Source organism: Nocardia cyriacigeorgica NBRC 100375, assembly GCF_000308555.1.
GTDB lineage: Bacteria > Actinomycetota > Actinomycetes > Mycobacteriales > Mycobacteriaceae > Nocardia > Nocardia cyriacigeorgica.
This window is the reverse complement of record NZ_BAFY01000326.1, coordinates 33,008-55,739: the sequence shown is the minus strand read 5'-3', so window position 1 is coordinate 55,739 and position 22,732 is coordinate 33,008. Positions and strand designations below refer to the sequence as shown.

General features: G+C 68.1%; 22 protein-coding genes and 1 tRNA gene. 13 read left to right on the top strand and 10 right to left on the bottom strand.

The features are described 5' to 3' along the window. Nucleotides 1-39 precede the first annotated feature (39 nt). Entirely contained in the window at nucleotides 40-1,077 is a 1,038-nt protein-coding gene (locus tag RJ05_RS28470) for a beta-ketoacyl-ACP synthase III (RefSeq protein ID WP_036543119.1), read from the top strand. A 56-nt stretch (nucleotides 1,078-1,133) separates the two neighbouring features. Here the strand turns inward: RJ05_RS28470 and RJ05_RS29660 are convergent, their stop codons facing one another. Then, nucleotides 1,134-1,499 carry a PepSY domain-containing protein gene (locus tag RJ05_RS29660; RefSeq protein ID WP_051017077.1) on the bottom strand — a complete coding sequence of 122 codons (366 nt, stop codon included), beginning with the start codon at nucleotides 1,497-1,499 and terminating at the stop codon, nucleotides 1,134-1,136. 119 nt (nucleotides 1,500-1,618) lie between these two features. On the opposite strand from RJ05_RS29660, the gene RJ05_RS28460 reads away from it, so the two are divergent. Both RJ05_RS28460 and RJ05_RS28455 read left to right on the top strand, forming a co-directional pair. Next, nucleotides 1,619-2,296 carry a response regulator gene (locus RJ05_RS28460; RefSeq protein WP_036543116.1) on the top strand — a complete coding sequence of 226 codons (678 nt, stop codon included), beginning with the start codon at nucleotides 1,619-1,621 and terminating at the stop codon, nucleotides 2,294-2,296. Between the two features lie 4 nt (nucleotides 2,297-2,300). Next, nucleotides 2,301-4,049, top strand: coding sequence for a sensor histidine kinase (locus RJ05_RS28455; RefSeq protein WP_036543113.1), 1,749 nt, complete (start codon nucleotides 2,301-2,303; stop codon nucleotides 4,047-4,049). Between the two features lie 12 nt (nucleotides 4,050-4,061). On the opposite strand, the gene RJ05_RS28450 is transcribed toward RJ05_RS28455, so the two are convergent. Both RJ05_RS28450 and RJ05_RS28445 read right to left on the bottom strand, forming a co-directional pair. After that, on the bottom strand, nucleotides 4,062-5,015 hold the full coding sequence (locus RJ05_RS28450) for an acyl-ACP desaturase (protein WP_036543110.1): 954 nt from the start codon (nucleotides 5,013-5,015) through the stop codon (nucleotides 4,062-4,064). 318 nt (nucleotides 5,016-5,333) lie between these two features. Next, nucleotides 5,334-5,407: transfer RNA gene (locus tag RJ05_RS28445), tRNA-Ile, on the bottom strand. Nucleotides 5,408-5,521: 114 nt separating this feature from the next. Here RJ05_RS28445 and RJ05_RS28440 point away from each other — a divergent pair. Continuing rightward, entirely contained in the window at nucleotides 5,522-5,953 is a 432-nt protein-coding gene (locus tag RJ05_RS28440) for a nitroreductase family deazaflavin-dependent oxidoreductase (protein WP_036543107.1), read from the top strand. Between the two features lie 223 nt (nucleotides 5,954-6,176). Here the strand turns inward: RJ05_RS28440 and RJ05_RS28435 are convergent, their stop codons facing one another. Together RJ05_RS28435 and RJ05_RS30450 are read right to left on the bottom strand one after the other, a co-directional pair. Then, nucleotides 6,177-7,187 (bottom strand): zinc-binding dehydrogenase, encoded by a 1,011-nt coding sequence (locus RJ05_RS28435; RefSeq protein ID WP_036543104.1) that lies wholly within the window; start codon nucleotides 7,185-7,187, stop codon nucleotides 6,177-6,179. A 450-nt stretch (nucleotides 7,188-7,637) separates the two neighbouring features. Further along, entirely contained in the window at nucleotides 7,638-7,922 is a 285-nt protein-coding gene (locus RJ05_RS30450; RefSeq protein WP_081597605.1) for a hypothetical protein, read from the bottom strand. Between the two features lie 37 nt (nucleotides 7,923-7,959). Here RJ05_RS30450 and RJ05_RS28420 point away from each other — a divergent pair, with 37 nt between their 5' ends. Continuing rightward, nucleotides 7,960-8,478 (top strand): UCP032817 domain-containing protein, encoded by a 519-nt coding sequence (locus RJ05_RS28420; protein WP_051017068.1) that lies wholly within the window; start codon nucleotides 7,960-7,962, stop codon nucleotides 8,476-8,478. A gap of 54 nt (nucleotides 8,479-8,532) precedes the next feature. Here RJ05_RS28420 and RJ05_RS28415 read toward each other — a convergent pair whose 3' ends face one another. From RJ05_RS28415 to RJ05_RS28405, 3 genes are read right to left on the bottom strand one after another with little or no spacing between them, the layout of a single operon-like run. Further along, nucleotides 8,533-10,305 carry an SDR family oxidoreductase gene (locus RJ05_RS28415; RefSeq protein ID WP_036543099.1) on the bottom strand — a complete coding sequence of 591 codons (1,773 nt, stop codon included), beginning with the start codon at nucleotides 10,303-10,305 and terminating at the stop codon, nucleotides 8,533-8,535. Between the two features lie 12 nt (nucleotides 10,306-10,317). Further along, nucleotides 10,318-11,409: a PDR/VanB family oxidoreductase gene (locus tag RJ05_RS28410; RefSeq protein WP_036543096.1), complete on the bottom strand. Its 1,092-nt coding sequence runs from the start codon at nucleotides 11,407-11,409 to the stop codon at nucleotides 10,318-10,320. Next, nucleotides 11,406-12,308, bottom strand: coding sequence for a metal-dependent hydrolase (locus RJ05_RS28405; RefSeq protein ID WP_036543092.1), 903 nt, complete (start codon nucleotides 12,306-12,308; stop codon nucleotides 11,406-11,408). The genes RJ05_RS28410 and RJ05_RS28405 overlap by 4 nt, the downstream gene beginning before the upstream one ends. Before the next feature lie 215 nt (nucleotides 12,309-12,523). Here RJ05_RS28405 and RJ05_RS28400 point away from each other — a divergent pair, with 215 nt between their 5' ends. Beyond that, a complete protein-coding gene (locus RJ05_RS28400; protein ID WP_036543089.1) occupies nucleotides 12,524-13,912 on the top strand; it encodes a WS/DGAT/MGAT family O-acyltransferase in 1,389 nt (462 codons plus the stop codon). Between the two features lie 54 nt (nucleotides 13,913-13,966). On the opposite strand, the gene RJ05_RS28395 is transcribed toward RJ05_RS28400, so the two are convergent. Next, nucleotides 13,967-14,851, bottom strand: coding sequence for an alpha/beta fold hydrolase (locus RJ05_RS28395; protein ID WP_051017066.1), 885 nt, complete (start codon nucleotides 14,849-14,851; stop codon nucleotides 13,967-13,969). Nucleotides 14,852-15,065: 214 nt separating this feature from the next. On the opposite strand from RJ05_RS28395, the gene RJ05_RS28390 reads away from it, so the two are divergent. Beyond that, complete coding sequence (locus RJ05_RS28390; protein ID WP_036543086.1) at nucleotides 15,066-15,806, top strand: glucose 1-dehydrogenase; 741 nt, start codon at nucleotides 15,066-15,068, stop codon at nucleotides 15,804-15,806. A gap of 13 nt (nucleotides 15,807-15,819) precedes the next feature. On the opposite strand, the gene RJ05_RS28385 is transcribed toward RJ05_RS28390, so the two are convergent. After that, entirely contained in the window at nucleotides 15,820-17,358 is a 1,539-nt protein-coding gene (locus RJ05_RS28385; protein ID WP_036543083.1) for an aldehyde dehydrogenase family protein, read from the bottom strand. A gap of 209 nt (nucleotides 17,359-17,567) precedes the next feature. Here RJ05_RS28385 and RJ05_RS28380 point away from each other — a divergent pair, with 209 nt between their 5' ends. From RJ05_RS28380 to RJ05_RS28355, 6 genes are read left to right on the top strand one after another with little or no spacing between them, the layout of a single operon-like run. Continuing rightward, complete coding sequence (locus RJ05_RS28380; RefSeq protein ID WP_036543080.1) at nucleotides 17,568-18,023, top strand: PhlB family protein; 456 nt, start codon at nucleotides 17,568-17,570, stop codon at nucleotides 18,021-18,023. Then, nucleotides 18,020-18,520, top strand: a complete 501-nt coding sequence (locus tag RJ05_RS28375) for a Zn-ribbon domain-containing OB-fold protein (RefSeq protein WP_036543077.1) — start codon at nucleotides 18,020-18,022, stop codon at nucleotides 18,518-18,520. The genes RJ05_RS28380 and RJ05_RS28375 overlap by 4 nt, the downstream gene beginning before the upstream one ends. Further along, nucleotides 18,513-19,583: a thiolase family protein gene (locus RJ05_RS28370; RefSeq protein ID WP_036543074.1), complete on the top strand. Its 1,071-nt coding sequence runs from the start codon at nucleotides 18,513-18,515 to the stop codon at nucleotides 19,581-19,583. The genes RJ05_RS28375 and RJ05_RS28370 overlap by 8 nt, the downstream gene beginning before the upstream one ends. Beyond that, the gene (locus tag RJ05_RS28365; RefSeq protein WP_036543071.1) at nucleotides 19,580-20,734 is read left to right on the top strand and encodes a thiolase family protein; all 1,155 of its coding nucleotides are present in this window, start codon (nucleotides 19,580-19,582) and stop codon (nucleotides 20,732-20,734) included. Before RJ05_RS28370 ends, RJ05_RS28365 begins: the two co-directional genes overlap by 4 nt. A gap of 46 nt (nucleotides 20,735-20,780) precedes the next feature. Then, nucleotides 20,781-21,980, top strand: coding sequence for a lipid-transfer protein (locus RJ05_RS28360; protein ID WP_036543069.1), 1,200 nt, complete (start codon nucleotides 20,781-20,783; stop codon nucleotides 21,978-21,980). A 9-nt stretch (nucleotides 21,981-21,989) separates the two neighbouring features. Continuing rightward, nucleotides 21,990-22,652 carry a TetR/AcrR family transcriptional regulator gene (locus RJ05_RS28355; protein WP_036543065.1) on the top strand — a complete coding sequence of 221 codons (663 nt, stop codon included), beginning with the start codon at nucleotides 21,990-21,992 and terminating at the stop codon, nucleotides 22,650-22,652. The last annotated feature ends 80 nt before the right edge of the window (nucleotides 22,653-22,732 follow it).

The following is a 22,732-nucleotide window of genomic DNA, read 5'->3' as shown; positions in this document are numbered from 1 at the left end:
GTCGACGTGAACCGATCGGTTCACAGGGAGAGGAACCCCGTGCCCGCGCATATCGCCACCGCCACCCCCGTCGCCCATGCTGCCCTACTCGGCCTCGGGATCTATCGGCCCCGACGCGTCGTCCCCAACGCCGAGATCGTCGAACGCATCGATTCCTCTGACGAATGGATCCGCACTCGGTCCGGCATCGCCGCCAGGCATTGGGCCGACGCCGACGAGACCATTGTCGGCATGAGCACCGCCGCCGCCCGTGACGCGCTGAAAGCCGCCGGCCTCGCCGCCGGCGAAATCGATACGGTGATCCTGGCGACGTCGTCGCAGATGGTGCTCGGCCCCTCGGCGGGCGCGGTGGTCGCCACCGAACTCGGCATGCACGACACCGCCGCGTTCGACGTGTCGGCCGGATGCGCGGGCTTCTGCTACGCGCTGGCAAACGCCGCCAATCTGGTGCGTGCGGGCCAGGCGCGGCATGTGCTGGTGATCGGGGTGGAGCGGCTGTCGGATCTGCTCGATCCGACCGACCGCAGCTGCGCCTTCATCTTCGCCGACGGCGCGGGCGCGGTCGTCGTCGGACCGTCGGAGACCGAGGGTATCGGCCCCGTCGCCTGGGGTTCGGACGGCAGCCAGACCGCGGCGATCAAGCAGGACAAGGATTTCCAGCAGTACTTCGCCGAGGTCGCGCAGGCCGAGGCCACCGGCGGAACCACCGAGCGGCCCTATATCCGCATGAACGGTCAGGCGGTCTTCCGTTGGGCGGTCACCTTCTTGGAGAAGGCCTGCCGTGACGCGCTCGACAAGGCCGGGGTGACCGTCGACCAGCTCGACGCCTTCGTCCCGCACCAGGCGAATATGCGCATCACCGACGCCCTCACCCGCGCACTGCATATTCCCGAATCCGTCGCCATTGCCCGCGACATCGTCGACACCGGAAACACCAGTGCTGCCTCGATTCCGATGGCTATGCACCAGCTGCTGCGTACCGGAGCATCGCAACCGGGCGATACCGCGTTGCTGGTGGGCTTCGGCGCCGGATTGGCCTACGCCGGGCAGGTCGTGCAGCTACCCGCCTTCGCCTGAGCCACGGATATGACGATCGGCCCGGCGCCGCCTCCGGGCCGATCGCGACGGCACCGTCAGTCGTGGTCGACGGTGCCGAGCACCTTGCCGGTGTTGGCATCGATGGTCACGTCGTATTCGACACCGGCCGGTGTGCGAACGTCGACCTCCCAGACCGGGGTACCCAGTTCGGTATCGAATTCGGCGGAGGTGGCGACGCCGTCCGGGACCTGCGCGGCGGCGGTGTTCATGGCCTCCTGGCGGTCGATACTCGGGTTCGCCATCAGCGACCATTCGGTGATCGGGCGGTCGAGGGAGATGGTGCTGTGCGAATCGTTGCCGAGAACCAGCGCGGCAATGCCGATGCCGGCAGCCGCGAGGACCACGACCCCGACGACGACCCAGCGAAGTCCGGCGGTGGCCCGGCGCAGGATGCTGACCATGGTGAAACCTCCTGTGGGAGTGTGCTGTCGAATGTGGTGACCACTGTGGCAGGGCAATGCTGAAGCCGACCTGAACCAACCTGAAGGACGTTTCAGCAAGAATCTGCCACTCTTGGCGCATGCGTCTGCTGATCGTCGAGGACGAGAAACGTCTCGCCCTCGCACTGGCAAAGGGTTTGGCCGCCGAGGGTTTCGCCGTCGACGTGGTACATGACGGTGTCGAAGGGCTGCATCGGGCCACCACCGCCGACTACGACCTGATCATCCTCGACATCATGCTGCCCGGCATGAATGGCTACCAGGTGTGCGCGGCGCTGCGGGCCGCGGGCCACGAGACGCCGGTGCTGATGCTCACCGCGAAAGACGGTGAGTACGACGAGGCCGAGGGCCTGGACACCGGTGCCGACGACTATCTCAGCAAACCGTTCTCCTACGTGGTGCTCGTCGCCCGCATCCGGGCCTTGCTGCGCAGGCGGACGCGTGTGGGCGCGCAGGTGCTGCGCGTCGGACAGCTCGTCCTGGATCCCGCCACCCGCCTGTGCCGGCGCGGCGACCAGGAGGTCTCGCTCACCGCCAAAGAGTTCGCCGTCCTCGAGCACCTGGCCATCCGCGCCGGCGAGGTGGTGTCGAAAGCCGATATCCTGGAACATGTCTGGGACTTCGCCTATGACGGCGACCCGAATATCGTCGAGGTCTACATCAGTGCCCTGCGCCGTAAGATCGACGCCCCCTTCGCCTGCCGGACCATCCTGACCGTCCGCGGCGCCGGCTATCGGCTGACGGCCGACCGTGGTTGACCGGATGCGCCGCCGCAGCTCGCCGTGGAGCTCGGTACGAGCGCGCACCACGACCGCCGCGACGGTCGTGGTGGCGCTGGCGTTGACCGCCACCGGTCTGCTGGTGCTCGGGGCGCTGCGCAACAACCTGGTCGAGAGTGCGAGCCTGCAGGCGGAAGGCAATGCGCGCGATATCGTCGCCCAGCTCGAAGCGGGAACCGACCTCACCCGGCTGCGCTTCCCCGACCCGGATGACGAACCAGCGCAGGTCGTCTCACTCGACGGGGCCGTCCTGGCTGCCGACGAAGAACTGACCATCACCGGGCCGCTCACGGACGTCACGCCACAGGCGACCGGTAGCGGTCAGAGCTCGTCCAGCGAAGGCGCGGGCGAGGGCGAAGAAGAGGACGGCGAGGAAGAGGAAGGCGAAGACGAAGATGACGACGAGGACGAGGAGGAGGAGGGCACCGAAGGCGTCGGCAATGGAGGTTCCGGGGACGAACCGGCGGAAGGCTCGTCGGCCACAGGTGCGAACGGTGCCGGGAGCGCCGGGCGCATAGGTGCAGGGGCAACGGGCGGCGGTGACCTCGCCGGCGCAGGTAACTCGGGAACAAGCAACAAGGCCGCGAGCGGCGCAGGCGGACCGGGTAGCGCAGGTGCGGCAGGCGTTGGCCCAGGTACCGGCGGCGCACACGATGGCGGTGCGGGCGCGCCCGGCTCCGCCGACGCGGCAGCCGGCGCCGCGGAAGTCACCTTCAGCGACGTTGCGCTGACCCCACCCGACGCCGACGCTCCCGAAAACTTCCGCGTAGCTGCCGTTCCGTCCACGCTCGCGACCGGGCAACCGGTCATCGTCTACGCGGCCGCCTCGCTGGAAACCGCTGAGAGCGCGGTGGCCGACGCGCGTCGCGCCATGCTGATCGGGCTGCCGCTGCTGCTGGCCGTGGTCGCCGCGGTGACTTGGCTGGTCACCCGCCGCGCCTTGCGACCGGTGGAAGCGATCCGCCGCGAGCTCGCCGAGATCATGCACGGTGACCTCTCACGCCGGGTCCCCGAACCGCGCTCGCGCGATGAGATCGCCAGGTTGGCCGCCACCACCAACGAGACGCTCGCCGCGCTGGAGAAATCCTCGGAACGCCAGCGCCGCTTCATCGCCGACGCCGCTCATGAGCTGCGCAGCCCGATCGCCAGCCTGCGCACCCAGCTCGAGGTGGCGCAGGCACATCCGGATCTGCTCGAAATGGACGGCGTGCTCGGCGATACCGTCCGGATCCAGCAGCTCGCGGCCGATCTGCTGCTGCTGGCCCGGCTCGACGCGGGTGAGCAACCGCGGGCCGACCGGGTTGATCTGCGGGCATTGATCGAACAGGAGATCTCGCACCGGATCGGCGACCGCATACCGGTGGAGTACACGCTGCCCGACGAGCCGATCGAGGTCACCGGAAGCCGCTCGCAGCTCGCGCGGGTGCTCGGCAATCTCGTCGACAATGCCCAGCGGCACGCGGCAACGTCGGTGCGGGTGGGTCTCACGCGCAACGCCGGCACCGCCGTCATCGACGTCGTCGACGACGGCTCCGGCGTGCCAGAGGCCGATCGGGAGCGGATCTTCCAGCGTTTCGTCCGCTTGGACGAGGCCCGCAGCCGCGACGATGGCGGTGCCGGCCTCGGCCTCGCCATCGTCCGCGAGGTCGTCGAGCGCCATGACGGCGCGATCGGTGTCGAAGGGGCGCCGCAGGGTGGCGCCCGCTTCGTCGTCGAACTCCCGGTGGCGTGAGACCCGGGTCCGCTATCCCACGCGAGCGGCTTCGCGGGCCGCCTCGCGGGCGAGGATGCGTTCGCGCTGCTCCTCGAACTTGATCACATCACGGGTCAGCTTCTCCATGTACTCGCCGAGTTCTTCCCGGCTGCGTTCGCCGCGCGGCCCGAAATCGTTGCGCTTGAATACATTCCAGATGCGCAGCACGGGCAGCACGACCTCGTCGAGGTGCTGGCGCAGATCGTAGATCCCGTGCTTGACCATCAGCACGCCGTTGCGTCGCCAGTTCGGCATGCCGGTGCCGGGCATGGAGAACGTCTTCACGATGTGGGTGACCGATTCCATCGTCTGATCCGGGGCGATGTCGAAGGCCGCCGCGGTGACGTTGCGGTAGAACATCATGTGCAGGTTCTCGTCGGCGGCAATGCGTTGCAGCATGCGATCGGCGATCGGGTCCTCGCACACCCGTCCGGTGCTGCGATGGCTGATCCGGGTGGCCAGCTCCTGAATGGTCACGTAGGCGACCTGATCGAGCACGCCACCGAACCCCTCCGGGGCGTGCACACCGCGCGTCATGTGCACCATCCGGTCGTTCTCCAGGGCGACCGGATCGACCGCCCTGGTGCAGATCAGATAGTCGCGCATGGCGATGGCGTGCCGATTCTCCTCGGCCGTCCACCGCCCCACCCAGGTGCCCCAGGCGCCGTCCTGGGAGAAGTTCTCCGAGATCACCCTGTGGTAGGAGGGCAGGTTGTCTTCGGTGAGCAGGTTGGTCACCATCGCGACCTTGGCGACCTCCGACAGCCGCGACTGCTCCGGATGCCAGTCCTCACCACCCATGGCCGCGAAGTTGCGGCCCTCATCCCACGGCACGTAGTCGTGTGGATGCCAGTCCTTGGCCGTGGCCAAGTGCCGGTCGATATTGGTCGCCACCACCGGTTCCAGCTCGGTGAGCAGCTCGAGTTGCGTCAAGCCCCTTGCCATGCAGCGCCTTTCAATTCGATGGAGCACACCACGAACATCCCGCTGATCACGCATCACTGACTGTGCGGCCTAACCGCACCCACACCCTAGACGAGCCCGATCGGTGTGGTGCTCGATTCGCCGAGCGGCCGGCATCCTGCTCGCCGCATCCCGTCGGTCCCGGCCGTCCACGGCCGTATCGAGCTGGTAGAAGAGTGTAGCGAGCCCCCCGCACCGCCGCGACGGGCAACGATCGCGCACATACATTGCTCCGACGGGAGAACCCGCGGATCGCCGGCCATTCGAACAACGCGTTTTCGCTGGCAGATAGGTGTTTTGTGGGGCGGGCGGGGCTCGAACCCGCGACCAATGGATTATGAGTCCACGGCTCTAACCGACTGAGCTACCGCCCCCGGATGCGGTGGGTCCGCAGGTGCTGAGAATGGTACCGGGTCGGGCGCGGCGTGGGCCAATCGGGATGGGGCGTGGTTAGGGTGGGGCGTTGGCGCTACTGCTGAGGGGTTTGTATGGCCGGGGTGTTCACGAAAGTATTGCAGGCACACCAGTGGATCTATGAGCACAGCGGCGGATGGGTGGGGCATCGGCTGTTGTTCGGGAATCCGACATTGTTGTTGCGGACGGTCGGGCGCAAGACCGGGAAACCGCGGACGTCGGCGCTCACCTACGCGAAGGACGGGCGCGATTATCTGGTGACGGCGTCGAATGGCGGTTCGCCGCGTCCGCCGGGGTGGCTGGCGAACCTGAAGGCGCACCCGGAGTGCGAGATCCAGATCGGGCGGCGCACGATGTGGGTGACCGCCCGGCCGACGCTGCCGGACGACCCGGAGTACGCGCGGCGCTGGGAGCTGGTGGATCGGGTGAATCAGGGTCGCTACAGCGAGTATCAGGCCCGCACGCGGCGGCCCATCGCGGTGGTGGTGCTCACCCCGGCCGGATGACCGGGGCGAGCATCACCGTCTAGGTGGAGGTGGACGGTCAGTACTGACGTTCCCGTTCTCGTTCCGTGCCAGAGCCGGCACTTCGCCGGTTCGGCACCGCCGCACCGCGTGGTGGACGGCTGGCGAGATGTACTACGGACGCAACGAGAATGAGGATCATGACAACTATGGCTGCGGTAAGCACGCAGGCACCATAGCCCCAGAATCCGCTACCCGCTGGTATTCATTTCGGTCGGTTTGTGTTACTCAACAGTGTGCGTCCGATGGCGCTGCGCGATTCGATCGCCGCGTGCGCCGAATTCGCCTCCTCCAGCGGAAAAGTCTGTCCGATCACCACTTCCACTCGACCGGTCGCGACTTCCTTCAGGGCACGTTCGGCCAGAGCCGACCAATCGGTCGTTTCGGAGGTGATATCGAACAGGCCGAGCACCGTGAGCGCACGGCGTTGCGCGGAATCGGTGTCCACGGCCGCGAATTCGCCCGCCGCGGCGCCGTACCCGATGAACCGGCCGCCGTCGGCGAGCGCCTCGGCCGCCGCGCCACCGAGTTCACCACCGGCGCCGTCGAGCACCACCCGCACACCGGCCCCTCCGGTCGCGGCGCGCACCTCGTCCACCCAGCCGGGTTCGGAGTAGTCGACCAGTACGGCGGCGCCGAGCCGTTCGGCCAGTTCGAGCTTGGCCTTGCCGCGCGCCGCCGCGATCACCTTGGCGCCCGCGGCGCGCGCGAGTTGGGTCAGCAGGGTGCCGAGCCCGCCGCCCGCGGCGGTGATGAGCACCCATTCGCCGGATTCGATCGCGGCCTTGTCGAAGACGGCCAGCGCGGTCTTGCCGTCGTGGCTCAGTGCGACCGCCTGCTCCAGGGTGACGTCATCGGGCACCGGGGTCAGCGTGTCGACCCTGGCCAGGGATTTCTCCGCGTACCCACCGATCGGCAACCCACCGCCGACCCCGCTGCGCACCGTCTGGGTGCTGACCCGTCTGCCGATCCAGGAGGGATCGACCTCCGGCCCGACGGCGACGACCACACCGGCGACGGCCCCACCCGGGACATACGGCGGCTCGACGGGAAAGAAATCGGTTCCCCACCCCGAGCGCAGCTTGGTGTCGAGGAACATGACGTCGGCCGCGGCCACATCGACCAGAACCTCTCCGGCCCCGGGGACCGGTTCGGGCACTTCACGCACCTCGAGCACGTCTGGACCACCGAACTTCGTGGCGTACACCGCTCGCATGACCAACCTCCATCGTTTCCGGTTCTTCGGATACGACAAGCCTCAACCCTGAAGTATGGTTCAGGTCAAGCGCAGTGTGGAAGCGGTCACCAATGCGTGCGCGGCTCAGCCACCGCCACCCCCGCAGCCACCGCCACCGCCTCCTCCCCCACCGCAGCCGCCACCGCCACAGCCGCTGCCACCCGAGCCGCCATCACCCGAACCGCCGCCCCCGATGCTCCACCACCCACCGCCCGCGGCGGCCGCCGACCCGGTGCCACGCCTGGCGCCGGCGCGGCGCTTGGTTCGGGACCGCTGGGAGTCTCTGGTGAGCTTCGACATGGTCGATTCTTCCGATCGCCGCTGCTTTATGAGGAACACGATCGCCACCGCCGCAGCGACCGCGATCAAAACCAGCGCGAGCCCGATGAGAAAATCCGTCATCGCCATGGAGTACCCCGCGTGGAGGTATCAGGAACCTCCACCGCCACAACTGGATCCGCCGCCGCCACCGCAACTCGATCCACCACCGCAACTCGATCCGCCCGAGTCCGCCCCGGTGCCGTAGTCGCCGTGGTCGTGGCCACCACCCCCGCCCGGATCTCCGGCGGATCCCGCCACCCAGTACTGCCCGCGTGGCGCGCCCCGATGCTGCGCACGACCGACGCGCTGGACAACGACAACGATCAGCACGACGCCAACGGCCACGATCGAGACCAGCGCGGTCAGGACGAACAGCGCGATCAGAATCTCCATGCTCGCAGCGTAACGACCGCCGGTCCTACACTGAACTGTGTTCGGATTCGGTAAACGCAGCATCCAGCCGGTCGATCTGGCCACGGTCGACCGCGTCGTTCGCGAGCTCGAATTGCCCGACGCCATCTACAAGAGCTGTCCGTGGCAGCCACGCGAACTGGTGGACACCGGTCTGCGCCAATGGTTGCGCTGCTGTGGTGCGGCGATGCGCGACGGTCAGGTGATCGGGATGCCGTCGCATGCGGTCGATGAGGCCTGGCACGGTTTCATTCTGTGCACCCGACTCTATGCCGAGTTCTGCACGGCCGCCTACGGCCGCTTCTTGCACCACTTCCCGGAAGGCGTTGCGACACAGTCCGACTCACATGGTTCTATGGCGGATCAACTGGGCCGCACCGTGGTCGCCTGGTCGATGGTCGCGGCCCCCGGTGAGCGCTGTGTGCTCTGGGATCTGGACACCCGGGTCGGCGTGGACCAGCCGTGGGGCATCGGCGCCGAGCGGGTCGCCGCCATCGAAGCCGAGCTTCGCAGAGCGGGCGCAACCAAGACCGAGTGAACCGGCGGCCACATGCGCGCTGCCTGACGGCCGCCGGCTCGGCTGTCACTCGGTTCAGGTGAGCTTCACCCGCGCCGCCACGAAACGCACCACACCGGGCGCGAATCGGCTGAGCCGATACTGGAGCTGGGACTCCGGCGTCACCGGGACGATGCTGCGGCCGCGGGCGACCGCCCGCACGATCTGCTCGGCGACCTTCTCCGGACCGTAGTGGCGCATCCGGTAGAGGTTGTCGTAGTGCTGCTGCTTGCGCTTCTCCTCATCGGCATCGACACCCGAAAAGGTGGTGGTGGCAACGATATTGGTGTGCACGATGCCGGGGCAGATGGTGTGCACCCCCACTCCGCGCCCCGCGAGTTCGGCACGCAAGCAATCCGAGAACATGAATACCGCCGATTTACTGGTGGCGTATGCGCTGAACCCCTGCTGCGGCGAATACGCGGCCATGCTCGACAGATTGACGATGTGCCCGGCACCGCGCTCGGCCATCGCGGGACCGAATGCCCGGCATCCGTTGACGACACCGCCGAGATTGATCCGCAGCACCCGGTCGAACTCCGCCGAGGGCGTATCGAAGAAGCCGCCCGCCTGACCGACGCCCGCATTGTTGATCAGGATGTCGGGCACGCCGTGCGCTTCCAGCACCGCACGGGCGTGGTCGTTCACCGCGGATTCGTCGGAGACATCGAGTTGGTAGGCGTGGGCGATCCCACCGGCGGCGGCCACCAGTTCGGCCGTCTCCTTGGCCGCGGCCAGGTTGATATCCGACAGCACGATCTCGGCGCCGCGGCGAGCGAACGCCAGCGCGGTCTCACGTCCGATGCCGCTGCCGCCGCCGGTGATCACCACCAGCTGATCGCCGAATTCGCCTCGGCGGCGGCCGATCTCGGCGCGCCGCAGACCACGCGGTATCGGCTTGCCCGCGAGCGCGTCGATGAGTTCGGTTGTCGCGCTCGCCAGCAGCTCGGGATGGGAGAACGGCATCCAATGCCCGGCGGGAACGTCGCGCCGCCACAGTCGTGAGACCCATGTGCGCTCGTCGTCGTAGCCCGCGGGGCGAACCGCCACATCGCGTCCGGCGACGATCAGCTGCACCGGAACCTCGGTGTGCCGCTCCCGCGGCGCGAGCATGCGCGGCAGGATGTTCGCGCGGTAGATCAGCAAACCGTCGACGATGTCCTTGCGAAAGGTGTTGCCCACCGACACATTCGACGACGAGGTCTCGTTCATCAACCCCACGAACTGCCGCCAGCGCCCCTCGGTGGCCAGCTGACCGAGCACGACGCGCGGCACGACCGGCGTCATGAAGAAGAACGTGTACGCCGAGGAGGCCAGCTGGGTCAGCGGCTGCCACACATTGCGCGGTGTCGGCCGCGACAGCCGCGCACGCACCCATTTGCCCAGGTGGTCGAGGTTGGGCCCGGAGACCGACGTGAACGAGGCAACCCGCCGCGCCGCGCCGGGTTCGCAGACCGCTTCCCAGACCTGGACCGATCCCCAGTCGTGGGCCAGCACATGCACGGGCCGGTCGGGGCTGACCGCGTCGACGACCGCGAAGAAGTCCGAGGCCAGCTCCTCGAGCCGGTAGTCGGCGGTGCGCTGGGTCCGGGTGGATTCGCCGTGCCCGCGGGTGTCGTAGCTGACGACGTGGAACCGGCGTGCCAGCAGCGGCACCACCTTGTCCCACAGGTGGTGGGTGTCGGGCCAGCCGTGCACCAGCACGACGGTCTCGGCGGCCGGGTCGCCGTATTCGTGCACCGCGAGCGCGAATTCACCGTTGTGCACGGTGCGCCGGATGTGCTCCGGTTCGGTTGAACGGGTGGTCACGGGTGGTCTCCTCTACAGGTCCAGGGTCAAACGTCCACCCGCCGAACGGGATACGCAGATGAGCATCTCCCCCGCGGCACGGTCGGCGTCGGTGAGTACGGTGTCGCGGTGATCGGGTTGTCCGGCCAGCACCCGCACCGCACAGGTGCGGCAGAAGCCCTGACGGCACGAGTACGGCCGGTCCGGCCGGGTGTCCAGGACGACGTCGAGGGCCGTCCGGTCGGCGGGCACATCCAGCACCTCACCCGTGGAGGCGATCTCGACCTCGAAGGGCACCCCGTCGACGATCGGCGGCGGTGAGAACCGCTCGGAATGCAGTTCCACACCGGGCAGGTGCCGGACCGCGTCGGCGACCATCCCGGTCATCGGTGCCGGACCGCAGCAGTAGACGGCGGTGCCGCTGGTGACGGCGGGCAGCAGCGCGTCCGCGTCGGGCAGACCGTGCTCGTCGTCGGTGCGCACGGCGACCCGGCTGCCGAAGCGCCGCACCTCGTCCAGGAACGGGATGGTGTCGCGGTTGCGGCCGGTGTAGACCATCGACCAGTCCACGCCGAGCCGGTCGGCAAGCCGCATCATCGGCAGGATCGGGGTGATGCCGATACCGCCGGCGACGAAATGCAGCCGGGTGGCGGGCGAACCGTATCCGGGGACCGCGAACGGGAAGGCATTGCGCGGTCCACGCACCGTGATCGGCGTGCCGGCGACGAGGTCGCGGTGCACCTCGATCGAGCCACCACCGCCCTCGGGGATGCGGCGCACGGCGATTCGATAGGCGCGGGTATCGGCCGGGTCGCCGCACAGCGAGTATTGGCGCAGCCGGCCCGACGGTAGTTCCAGGTCCAGATGCGCGCCCGGACGCCAGGGCGGGAGTTCGCGGCCGTCGGGGGCGCGCAGCACCAGGCTGATCACGTCGGTGTCGCGGGCTTCGATGCGGCGTTCGGCGACGACCACCCGGATCCGGCCGTCGTCGGCGCGCGGCGTCCGTGGCCTTCGGTGCACCAGTGCGGCCCACCGCAATCGGGCCTCGACCACCGCATCGAGCAGCCGCACCGTGCGGTCGTGCGGCCGCTTGCCGTACAGGTCGGCGGGCGGGGTCGTGGTCACGACGCGGCTGCCCGGGCTGCCGGGGACGCGGCCAGATACGCGATGGCCTGCGCGGTGGAACCAACGGTTTCCGGGGTGTAGCCCGGCTTGAAGGTCGACAGCGCACTGCGCAGCAGCGATGGCACACCCGGCAGCGCCCCGCGCCACATCGCGGCGAACACCGCGGGTACCAGCCGGGGGTAGCCGTAATCGGGCAGCTCCGGATCCTGGCGCACCAGAAACTTGGTGCCACGCAGGACCAGCCCGAGGAAGACCGGGAAGACCAACATCATGATCGCCGCTCGCCGCACATAGCCCGCGCCGAAATACACCGCGACATCGTGGGCGACGTGCCGATGCTCGACCTCTTCGGCGCCGTGCCACCGGAACAGGTCGGCCACCCTTGGATCGGCGTCGAACTTTTCCAGATCGGCATTGAGCACCCAATCGCCGAGATAGGCGAAGAAATGCTCCAGGCAGGCGATGACGGTCAGCCGTTCCACCAGCTGCTGATGGCGCGCATTGCCCGTGTCCTCGCGCGGCCCGAGCGAGATGCGGAACAGGTATTCGGCCTGACGCAAGTACGGCGCCGGATCGATGCCGTGGGCGGCCAGCACCTCGTGCAGCACCTTGTCGTGGGTCTGGGCGTGCATGGCTTCCTGGCCGATGAAGCCGAGCATGGCCTCGCGCAGCTTCTCGTCCCGCACCGACGGCAGGGCCTCGGTGTAGGTGGCGCAGAACATGCGCTCGCCCTCGGGCAGGAGCAGGTTCAGGGAGTTGATCAGATGCGAGGCGATCGGCTCGGCGGGCATCCAGTGCAGCGGCGTGCTCGACCAGTCGAAACGCACATTGCGGGCATGCAGCGCCACCGGGCCCGGATCGGTGTCCGGGCGCGGGCGGCCCCGGCGAAGTAGCTTCATCGATACTCCTCAGCGTGTCACGGCGCATCGGCGACGATCATCGTCGATCTTCCTTCACGACCGTAGCAACAGCATACACATAGATGCGACCATGAGTTACATACAGATTCCGGACCGAGATCACCCGGTCACGATCTGGCAATATCGCCCGCTACTGTGATCGACTTCGCGTCGAACGAGCGCATTTCTAGAACACGTTCTAGTAGTCTTTTGCTATGGAACAACTCACCGGACTGGACGCAAGTTTCCTCTATCTGGAGACCGGAACCCAGCATCTCCACGTCTGCGCACTGCTGATTCTCGACCCCGTCGAGGGCACCTACTCCTTCGACGAGCTGAAGGCCGAACTCGGCCGCAGGCTGCCGCTCATTCCGCATATGCGGCGCAAGGTGCACGAGGTGCCGTTCAACCTCGACCATCCGGTCTGGGTCGACGACCCGAATTTCGACGTGGACTACCACATCCGCCGCGTCGGGCTACCCAAACCGGCCGGGCGTGCCGAACTCGCCGAACTCATCGGCGATATCGCCAGCCGCGCGATGGACCGGGACCGGCCGCTGTGGGAGATGTCGGTGGTGGAGGGCCTCGACGACGACAAGATCGCGGTGATCTGCAAATACCACCACGCCGCCGTCGACGGCATCACCGGCACCAACATGATGATGCACCTGTGCGATCTGGAACCGGGCGCCACCCGCCCCGACCCGCAGCCGTGGCAGCCCGAACCGGAACCGAGCGATCTCGAGCTGGCGGCCCGGGCACTGGTGCGATTCCCGGGCAAAGTGGGCGTGCTCGGGATGGTGCCCAAGACCCTCGGAATGGTCGCGGGTTTCGCACAGCGGCGGCGAAAGAACCAGGCGGGCATGGCTTTACCGTTCTCGGCGCCGCGTACCCCGTTCAACAAGGCCATCACCGGCCACCGCGCCGTCGCCTTCACCAAGGCCGATCTGGGCGCGATCAAGGAGATCAAGGCGGCCTTCGGCGTCAAGGTCAACGATGTCGTGCTCACCATCGTCGGCGGGGTGCTGCGCACCTACCTCGACAGCCACGGCGAGCTGCCGGACCGATCGCTGATCGCCTCGGTGCCGGTCTCGGTACACGAGTCCACCCGGCACACCGAAGGCATCAACAAGGTCTCGACACTGTTCTGCCGGCTCGGCACCGATATCGCCGATCCCGAACAGCGGCTGGAGATGCTCGCCGCGGCGAACGAGGAAGCCAAGAAGGAGCACGACCTGATCGGCGCCGACTTCTTGCAGGACTGGTCGAAGTACGCACCGCCCAACACCTTTCAGCTCGCCTCGCGGGTCTACTCGTCGCTGAAGCTGGCCGAGGCGCATCCGGTGGTGCACAACCTGGTGGTGTCGAATGTTCCCGGACCGCCGATGCCGCTGTATTTCCTCGGCGTCCGGGTGGACGGCATGTATCCGTTCGGACCGGTCTTCCACGGTGCCGGGCTCACCGTCACCGTGCTGTCCAACTGCGGCGATTTGGATTTCGGATTCATCGCCTGCCGTGAACTGGTGCCCGATATCGGCGAGCTGGCCGATGCGGTACCCGCCGTGATCGCCGATCTGCTGGCCGCGGCGCGAGCTCGGGGCTGATCACCGCTCCGACCGACCGCCCTGTTCGCCACCGGCGTCGAACAGGGTCGTCATTCACAAGCGCGCCGCCACCGCCGCGCAAGCCTGGTCGAGCACCGGAACGAACCGGTCCGCGGCGAACGCACAGGCGGTATGCCCCGCGGGAACCGGATGGATGGTCGTCCCCGGTATCGCGGCCGCCAACTCGATCTGCCGGTACACCGGAATCGCCTTGTCTTTCGTGGTGATCACCACCGCCGTCGGCATCGTCAGGCTCGACAGCCAATCGGTCGCGTCGAAGCGTCCGATCTCCGCCAGTATCGGCGTCAACGCCCAGCCACTGGTGCTGCGGAACTCCCCCATCGCCCAGCGGCGCAGCTGCCCGGGAACCAAGGCCACCGGCAGCTCCGGCAAGGCGCCGGCCAGCCGCTCGGCCCGCCGATACGGGTAGTCACCCAGCGCACCCGCCACGGCCGCGAAGCTGCGATGGAAGGCCCGTTCGCGCCATTTGTCCTGGAAGCGATACGGCGTCGCGCACAGCACGAGCCCGGCCACCCGCTCCGGATGACGATGCGCGGCCAGCAGCGACACCACACCGCCCAGCGAATAGCCAACGCTGACAAAACGTTCCAGACCAAGCGCGTCGGCCACGGCGACCACGTCATCGGCGCAATCGTCGAGCCGGAACCGTTGGGAGCGAATGCCGCGCCCGTGCCAGCGTTGATCGAAGAGCACGATCCGGTAGCGCTTGGACAGGGTTTCCAGTGCGGGGAACCAATTGAGCATCGCGGTGCACGCCGTGCCGTGCAGCAGGATCAGCGTCGGCGCGTCCGGCGGGCCGGGCAGGTCGACGACGTAGGTGCGTCCGCGGCCCGGCAGTTCGAGCAGGCGTCCGCCGGGGATCTCATCGATCGCAGGCACCACGAACGGACCGGTCCGCACCGATCGGTCGGTTCCCATCGCGAACCTCCAGAGGCTCTTCCGCGCACATTTCTAGAACTCGTTCTACTCGATGATGCCACACCACGCCTACCCGCCCCCAGCGTCATCGATACGGAATCATCCGGCCACCGGACCAACCCAACCGAGAGCTTCACTTCGACAACGAATACGCGGCTACTTTCTGTAACGTGTTTCACCAATAGTCAGGGATAAACCGAAGAGGAGATCGGCAATGGCACGATTGACCGGCAAGGTGGCATTGATCAGCGGCGGATCGCGCGGGATGGGCGCCGCGCACGCCCGGGCGATGCTGGCCGAGGAGGCCAAGGTGGTGATCGGTGACGTCCTCGACGAGGAGGGCAAGGCGCTGGCCGAGGAGCTGGGTCCCGATATCGCCTACGTGCATCTCGACGTCCGCGAACCCGAGGACTGGCGCGCCGCCGTCGCCGCCGCGGTCGACCAGTTCGGATCGCTGAACGTGCTGGTCAACAACGCCGGCATCGCCAACGGCAACCTGATCGCCGACTTCGAATACGCCGAATGGCAGCGAATCATCGATATCAACCTGACCGGCACCTTCCTCGGCATGCAGGCCGCCACCCCGGCCATGATCGCGGCGGGCGGCGGCTCGATGATCAACATCTCCTCGGTGGAAGGACTGCGCGGCAGCCCCGGCCTGCACGGGTATGTCGCCAGCAAGTTCGGCGTGCGCGGGCTCACCAAGTCGGTCGCGCTGGAACTGGCGCCCCAGGGCATCCGGGTGAACTCCATCCACCCGGGGCTCATCCGCACACCGATGACCGAGGGCATCCCGGAGGACTTCCTGCAGATCCCGCTCGGCCGCGGTGCTGATCCGGAGGAGGTCTCGGCGCTGGTCACCTATCTCGCCAGCGACGAGTCCTCGTATTCGACCGGCGCGGAGTTCGTGGTGGACGGCGGGTTGACGATCGGCGTGCCGCACAAATCGTCCTGAACCCGCCTGTCCGTCACGACATGAGCTTGCGGGCGATGGCGCTACCGAACGCCAGATCGATCATCCGCTCCAGCGTCCGCACGGTCTTGTCGGTGTACGGGTACCAGATGTTCTCCTTCTTCAAGCCCCAGCGGTCCAGCAGGACCGGCTGGGCATGGGTGAAGCCGCGCAAGGCGTCCCGGCCGTTGACGTGGCCGAGCCCGCTGTCCTTACGCCCGCCGAACGGCGCCTCGGGCACCCCGTAGATCACCGAGGCGTCGTTGTGCACCACCGACCCGGTGCGCAGCTGCTTGGCGAGGCGGACCACGGTGTCGGGATTCTTGCTGAACACGCTGCCGCTGAGGCCGTAGGCGCAGTCGTTGGCCATGCGGACGGCCTCGTCCTCGTCGGCGACCCGCATGATCGCCACCACCGGGCCGAAGGTCTCCTCGCGCATCAGATCCATGTCATGGGTGACGTCGACGATCAGCGTCGGCTGGAAGAACACGCCGTCGGCGGTGTCGCTCTTGCCGCCGACCAGCACCTTGGCGCCCTTGGCGACGGCGTCGTCGACGTGCCGGGTGACGATGTCGAGCTGGCGATCCCAGAACAGCGGGCCGACATCCTTGCCGGTGCCGGGACCGTAGGTGACGGCCTCGGCCTTCTCCTTCACCTTGGCAATGAACTCGTCGGCGACGCTGTCCACCACGTAGATCCGCTCGACGCCGACGCACACCTGCCCGGTGTTGAACATCGACAGGTACACCGCACCGGCGGCGGCCCGCTCCAGATCGGCGTCGGCGCAGACGATCATCGCGTCCTTACCGCCGAGCTCCATGGTGCACGGGATCAGCCGGGCCGCGCAGGCCGCGGCGATCTTCTTGCCCGTGGGCACGCTTCCGGTGAAGGAGATCTTGTCGATATTGCTCGCGACCAGCGCGGCGCCGGTCTCGCCGTCACCGTGGATCACCTGGACGACGTCGTCGGGAACGCCGGCCTCAAGCAGCACCTTCACCGCCCACTCGCCCGAATGCGGGGTCACCTCGGAGGGTTTGAGCACCACCGCATTTCCTGCCAGCAGCGCCTGCGCCACCGGGTTGAGCGAGAGCACGAACGGTCCGTTCCACGGCGTGATCACGCCGACCACACCGAGCGGCTGATAGTTGATGACGAGCTTCTTCAGCGGGGCGATGTAGCCGTGCAGCCGCCGCTTCTCGTCGGCCAGATCCTTGCGGGCCCGGCCGCTCCAGTAGTTGAGGAAATCGCAGGAGGGCACGATCTCCACCGCGAGCGCCTCCACCCGCGGCTTACCGGTTTCCGCCTGCACGGTGGCCACGATCTCGTCGCGCCGCGAGACCAGCACCTCGACCGCGCGGCGGATGATGTCAGCGCGTTCTTCGACCGGCCGCGCGGCCCATCCCGGCTGCGCCACGCGGGCCCGCCGGACCACCTCGGCCACGTCGTCCGCGGTGCTCACCACGATCTCGCCGACGTCGTCGCGGGTCGCGGGGTTGCTCAGGCCGAGCCTGCGGTGGCCGTCGGCCGTGGCGGGCAGCGATTGGACTATGGCCATGGGAATCTCCTCACCCGAGGAACGCTTCTGAAACAAGTTCTACTTTCGGCGCCAGACTACGACATCACCGACCAGCTGTACATGCCCTCAATCACCTGATTGAAACAACCGATTGACACGCGGTGCGGCCCTGGGTCACGATCGACTCGCGGCCCGCTCCCCCGCCGGGGCCCGACCGCCACTTCCCGGTACCAGTCGGCAGGAGCCTCATGACAGCCGAAACACCCCAGGACAGCCTGAACGCGCCCTACAGCCTGCAATTCCCGTTCAACCGGACGGTCGGCCCCACGGTCGGGACCTTCCTCGGCGGCCTGCGCGAGGGCAGGCTCTTCGGCGCCCGCACCGATCGCGGCACGGTCCTGTGCCCGGCCGCGGAGTTCGATCCGGTGACGGCCCGCGCGACCGGCGAACTGGTCGAGCTCGCCGCGACGGGAACGGTGAAACACTGGACCTGGGTGCCGCAGCGCGCCGGCGACGACCTCCCCCACGCCTACGCCTGGGCGTTCATCAGCATCGACGGCACCGAGGGCTGCCTGTTCCATGCCGTCGACACCGGCGGCGACCCCGCGCGCATGACATCGGGCCTTCGGGTCACTCCGCGCTGGCGCGACGAGCGGGTGGGCAGCATCCGCGACATCGTCTGCTTCGAGCCGGTGGATTCATGAGCACCCGGCTGCCCGAACCCGTCACCGAGTTCACCAATCCGTTCCGGATGGACTACACCTACGTCGCGGGGGTGGGCCGTTCGGTCTTCCTGCGCGGACTATCGCAGCGGCAGCTGCTGGCGCGCCGCTGCCCGAGCTGCGCCCAGGTGTACCTGCCGCCGCCGGAATTCTGCTCACGCTGCCTGACCGAGCTGTCCGCACCGTTCGAACTGCCCGGCGACGGCACCATTTCGACGTTCTGCGTGGTGAATTTCCCGTTCCCCGGCCAGGTGTTCACCCCGCCCTACGTGGTGGCCCACATCCGGGTTCGCGGCGCCGACACCCGGCTGATGCATCTGATCCAGGAGATCGAACCGAGCCGGGTGCGCATCGGCATGGCGGTCGAACCGGTCTGGTGCGCCGACGACGAACTCGATACGTCCATGAACGCCATCCGGTACTACCGGCCCGTCTCCTCCGGCGAAACCGCCGCCGAGGCAGGGGGTTCCGATGCGTGAGGTGGGAATCGTCGCCTTCGCCCAATCGCCGTGCACGGCCGCCGACCGCCGCCACGATATGGCCGAGATCCTGCTTCCGGTGATCCGGCGTGCGCTCGACACCGCTGGCATCACCCGTGACGAGGTGGACTTCTTCGCCTCCGGCAGCCACGACTTCTTCGAGGGCCGCACCTTCGCCTACATCGAATCCCTCGATGCGGTGGGCGCGTGGCCGCCGATCTCGGAATCGCATGTCGAAATGGACGCGGCGTGGGCCTTCGCCGAAGCGTGGAGCTGGTTGCAGCTCGGCGAAGGCGATATCGCCGTGGTGTACGGCATCGGTCGCGGGTCCTTGCCGCAGGATCTGGATCAGGTGATGGCGGCGCAGCTGGACCCGTATTTCCTCGCGCCGTTGCGCCCGCATCGCGACGCCATCGCCGCGCTCCAGGCGGCCGCGCTCATCGAGTCCGGTGCGGTGAGCGAACGTCAACTGGCCGAGGTGGTGTCGCGCAGTCTCGCCGCGGCCACCGGTAACCCCGCCGCGCAGAAATCCGGGGAGTATCCGGTCGATCAGCTGCTCGACGCGCCCTACATCGCGTCGCCGCTGCGCGCCCACGATGTGGGGCCGGCCGGTGACGCGGCGGCCGTCGTGGTGCTCGCCGCGGGTGAGACCGCACGCAGGCTCACCGATCGGCCCGCGTGGGTGCGCGGCGTCGATCACCGGATGGACAGCCACTACCCGGGAACCCGCGACCTCACCCGCGCCGGCACGGTCGACGCCGCCGCCGCGCGTGCCGCCGAGCTCGCGGGCTTCGGTCCGGGCGAGGTCGATATCGCCGAATTGCAGTGCGAATACAGCTATCAGGAGCCATTGCTGGCGCGCACGCTCGGCCTAGACGGGGCCCGGATCAATCCCGGTGGCGGCCCGCTGGCCGGACGTCCAGCGACAGCGACCGGGCTCATCCGCATCGGCGAGGCCGCCCAGCACATCCTGGACGGTCGCGCCGACCGCACCCTCGCCCACGCCACCAACGGACCCGCACTCCAGCAGAACATGATCTGCCTGATGGAGGGAGATCGATGAGAACCGCGGTCATCGGCATCGGCCAGAGTAAGCAGGCCAAGAAGCGCGAGGTCACCATCGGCGGGCTGGTGCGCGAATCGGTCGACGCCGCCCTGGCCGACGCCGGACTCGAACACCGCGATATCGACGCCATCGTGCTGTCGAAGACGCCGGACCTGTTCGACGGGGTGATGAATCCGGAGCTGTACCTGGCCGACGCCATCGGCGCGCGTGGCCTGCCGGTCACCCGGGTGTTCACCGGCGGCAGCGTCGGCGGCCACGCCGCGATCTACGGCGCGCACCTGGTGCAGACCGGGCTCGCGCGCCGGGCGCTGGTGGTCGCCTATTCCAAGGAATCCGAGGGCGATTTCACCTGGGCGCTCTCGCGCGGCCTGCCGTTCAGCGCCAATCTCGGCGCCGGCGCGGGCGGGCATTTCGCACCGGTCATCCGCGAGTACGTCCGCCGCTCCGGCGCACCCGAGCACATCGGCTGGCAGGTGGCGGTCAATCATCGGCTCAACGCGACCCGCAATCCGTACGCGCACATCCAACGCCCGGATATCACCGTGGCGGAAGTGCGGGATTCGCGGATGCTGTGGGATCCGATCCGATACCTGGAGTCGTGTCCGTCCTCGGACGGATCGTGCGCGGTAGTGATCGCCGGCGAAGCCGACGCCGAGCACAATCCGCAGCCGCCCGCCTGGATCCACGGCATGGCCTGGCGCACCGAGACCGGCCATTTCGCCGGGCGCGACGAGGTGAACCCGGAAGCGGGCAGGCAATGCGCCGCCGAGGCCTACCGGCAGGCGGGCATCACCGACCCGGCCCGCGAGATCGACACCGCCGAGCTCTACATCCCCTACAGCTGGTACGAACCGATGTGGCTGGAGAACATCGGTCTGGCCGAGGCCGGAGCGGGCTGGAAGATGGTCGATTCCGGCCGCACCGCCTTCGACGGTGACCTGCCGATCAACCCGTCGGGCGGGGTGCTGTCGGGCAATCCCACCGGCGCCACCGGTCTGTTGCGTTTCGCCGAGGCAGCGCTCCAAATGCGCGGCACGGCGGGCGCCCACCAGGTGCCGGACGCCAGACTGGCCATCGGCCACGCGATGGGCGGCGCCTCGCAATTTCATGCCCTGTGGGTCGTCGGCAGCGACCGGCCCGAGCACTGATCACCACCACACAACAACGCGCACAGCGCTTTCGAGGAGAATCACCGTGAGTCAGCGAGCCTTCGTCATCGGCGTCGGGATGACGAAATTCGAGAAGATCGCCAGCCGCGACTGGCAGTACCCCGACATGGTCGCCGAAGCGGTGGGCAAGGCGCTGGCCGACGCCGGCATCGACTACGACCGGGTGCAGCGGGCGGCCGTCGGCTACGTCTTCCAGCCGTCCACGGCGGGCCAGCGCGCGCTCTACGACGTGGGGCTCACCGGTATTCCGATGGTCAACGTCAACAACAACTGCGCCACCGGTTCCACCGCGCTGATGCTGGCTCGCGAATGGGTGCAGGCCGGGCTGGTGGACGTGGCGCTGGCCGTCGGCTTCGAGCAGATGACCAAGGAGGCCATGGCGGGTTCGGGCACGCCGGCGGTCAGCACCATCGACCGGCATATCGCGGTCCTGAAGTCCACCAACGGTTTCGGCACCGCACCGCTGACGGCCCAGTTCTTCGGCGCCGCGGCCGCCGAACACATGCGCCGCTACGGCACCACCCGCGAGCAGCTGGCCGGCGTCGCGGTGAAGAACCACGAACACTCGACCCGCAATCCGTACGCGCAGTTCCAGGACGCGTACAGCCTGGACCAGGTACTCGGCGACAAACCGGTGCACGATCCGCTGACCCGCTCGCAGTGCTCGCCCATGTCCGACGGTTCGGCGGCCGCGGTCGTCGTCAGCGAGGCGTTCGTGCGCGAACACGGTCTCGCCGATCGCGCCGTGGAGATCCTCGGCCAGGCGCTGGCCACCGACGACACCACCTCCTTCGCCACCGAATCCATGATCGACGTGGTCGGTGCTCCGATGACGCGCAAGGCCGCCACCGAGGTCTTCACCGCCACCGGCAGCACCATCGACGAGGTCGATGTGATCGAACTGCACGACTGCTTCTCGATCAACGAGCTGATCACCTACGAGGCGCTCGGCATGTGCGCGCCGGGCGAGTCGGGTGCGCTGATCGACTCCGGTGCCACCACCTACGGCGGACGGTGGGTGGTCAACCCGTCCGGCGGGTTGATCTCCAAGGGGCATCCGCTCGGCGCGACCGGTCTGGCCCAATGCGCCGAGCTGACCTGGCAGCTGCGCGGAGAAGCCGGGCCGCGTCAAGTCGATGGCGCCCGCCGCGCGCTCGCCCACAACCTCGGTCTCGGCGGAGCGGTGGTCGTGACGCTCTACGGTGCGCCCGCACCGCTCGATTAGGGTGCGCACGTGAGCCGAGGACTTTCGACGGAAACCGCGCCGGCCGGGCCGGAAGACACCGCCCTACCCACCGACCAGCGCCTGATCCTCGCCGCCGAACGGCTGTTCGCCGAGCGCGGGATCGACGCGGTGTCGCTGCGGGCGGTGATGTCGGCGGCCGGCGCGAACGTCGCCTCGGTGCACTACCACTTCGGTTCCAAGGACGCGCTGGTCGAGGCCCTGCTCGAACAGCGCGGCGGGCAGGTGTCGCAGCGGCGGTCCGAAGTGCTCGACAGCATCGAGGCGTCCGGCGACGCCACTGCCCGCACCTTGGCCGAGGCGTTCGTCCGTCCGGTGGCCGAGCAGATCGCCGCCGGCGGGACCGCGTGGGTGACCATCGTCGCGGGGATCATCGGCAGCAGGCATCCCGCGCTGTCGCGGATCACCGACGGCTTCGCACCGCAGGCGCGACGGTTCACCTCGCTGCTCGCCGCGATCTATCCCGACGTTCCCGCCCGGACCATCCGGTTCCGGCTGACCCAGGCGATGAGCCTGACCTTTCAGGCGCTCGGCGATCTCGACGGCCTTCGCGACATGCTCGCACTCAGCGGGACGCGGTTGTCGCCGGACGAGGTGCTCGAGGAGCTGATCGATCTGGTGACCGCGATTCTCGCCGGGCCACCGGATCGCTGATTCTCGCAGCCGTTGTCGCGGTCCTGCCCATCGATCCGGAATCGCTGGTCGTCATTGGCATTCCGCATGCCGACGATGGC

What these genes read in the sequence shown, in the direction of transcription:
- RJ05_RS28440 (WP_036543107.1), top strand. Translation starts at nt 5,522, where the DNA reads ATGGCCGGGGTGTTCACGAAAGTATTGCAGGCACACCAGTGGATCTAT.
- RJ05_RS28380 (WP_036543080.1), top strand. Translation starts at nt 17,568, where the DNA reads ATGACAGCCGAAACACCCCAGGACAGCCTGAACGCGCCCTACAGCCTG.
- RJ05_RS28460 (WP_036543116.1), top strand. Translation starts at nt 1,619, where the DNA reads ATGCGTCTGCTGATCGTCGAGGACGAGAAACGTCTCGCCCTCGCACTG.
- RJ05_RS28455 (WP_036543113.1), top strand. Translation starts at nt 2,301, where the DNA reads ATGCGCCGCCGCAGCTCGCCGTGGAGCTCGGTACGAGCGCGCACCACG.
- RJ05_RS28365 (WP_036543071.1), top strand. Translation starts at nt 19,580, where the DNA reads ATGAGAACCGCGGTCATCGGCATCGGCCAGAGTAAGCAGGCCAAGAAG.
- RJ05_RS28375 (WP_036543077.1), top strand. Translation starts at nt 18,020, where the DNA reads ATGAGCACCCGGCTGCCCGAACCCGTCACCGAGTTCACCAATCCGTTC.
- RJ05_RS28405 (WP_036543092.1), bottom strand. Translation starts at nt 12,308, where the DNA reads ATGAAGCTACTTCGCCGGGGCCGCCCGCGCCCGGACACCGATCCGGGC.
- RJ05_RS28385 (WP_036543083.1), bottom strand. Translation starts at nt 17,358, where the DNA reads ATGGCCATAGTCCAATCGCTGCCCGCCACGGCCGACGGCCACCGCAGG.
- RJ05_RS28400 (WP_036543089.1), top strand. Translation starts at nt 12,524, where the DNA reads ATGGAACAACTCACCGGACTGGACGCAAGTTTCCTCTATCTGGAGACC.
- RJ05_RS28450 (WP_036543110.1), bottom strand. Translation starts at nt 5,015, where the DNA reads ATGGCAAGGGGCTTGACGCAACTCGAGCTGCTCACCGAGCTGGAACCG.
- RJ05_RS28435 (WP_036543104.1), bottom strand. Translation starts at nt 7,187, where the DNA reads ATGCGAGCGGTGTACGCCACGAAGTTCGGTGGTCCAGACGTGCTCGAG.
- RJ05_RS30450 (WP_081597605.1), bottom strand. Translation starts at nt 7,922, where the DNA reads ATGGAGATTCTGATCGCGCTGTTCGTCCTGACCGCGCTGGTCTCGATC.
- RJ05_RS28395 (WP_051017066.1), bottom strand. Translation starts at nt 14,851, where the DNA reads ATGGGAACCGACCGATCGGTGCGGACCGGTCCGTTCGTGGTGCCTGCG.
- RJ05_RS28370 (WP_036543074.1), top strand. Translation starts at nt 18,513, where the DNA reads ATGCGTGAGGTGGGAATCGTCGCCTTCGCCCAATCGCCGTGCACGGCC.
- RJ05_RS29660 (WP_051017077.1), bottom strand. Translation starts at nt 1,499, where the DNA reads ATGGTCAGCATCCTGCGCCGGGCCACCGCCGGACTTCGCTGGGTCGTC.
- RJ05_RS28390 (WP_036543086.1), top strand. Translation starts at nt 15,066, where the DNA reads ATGGCACGATTGACCGGCAAGGTGGCATTGATCAGCGGCGGATCGCGC.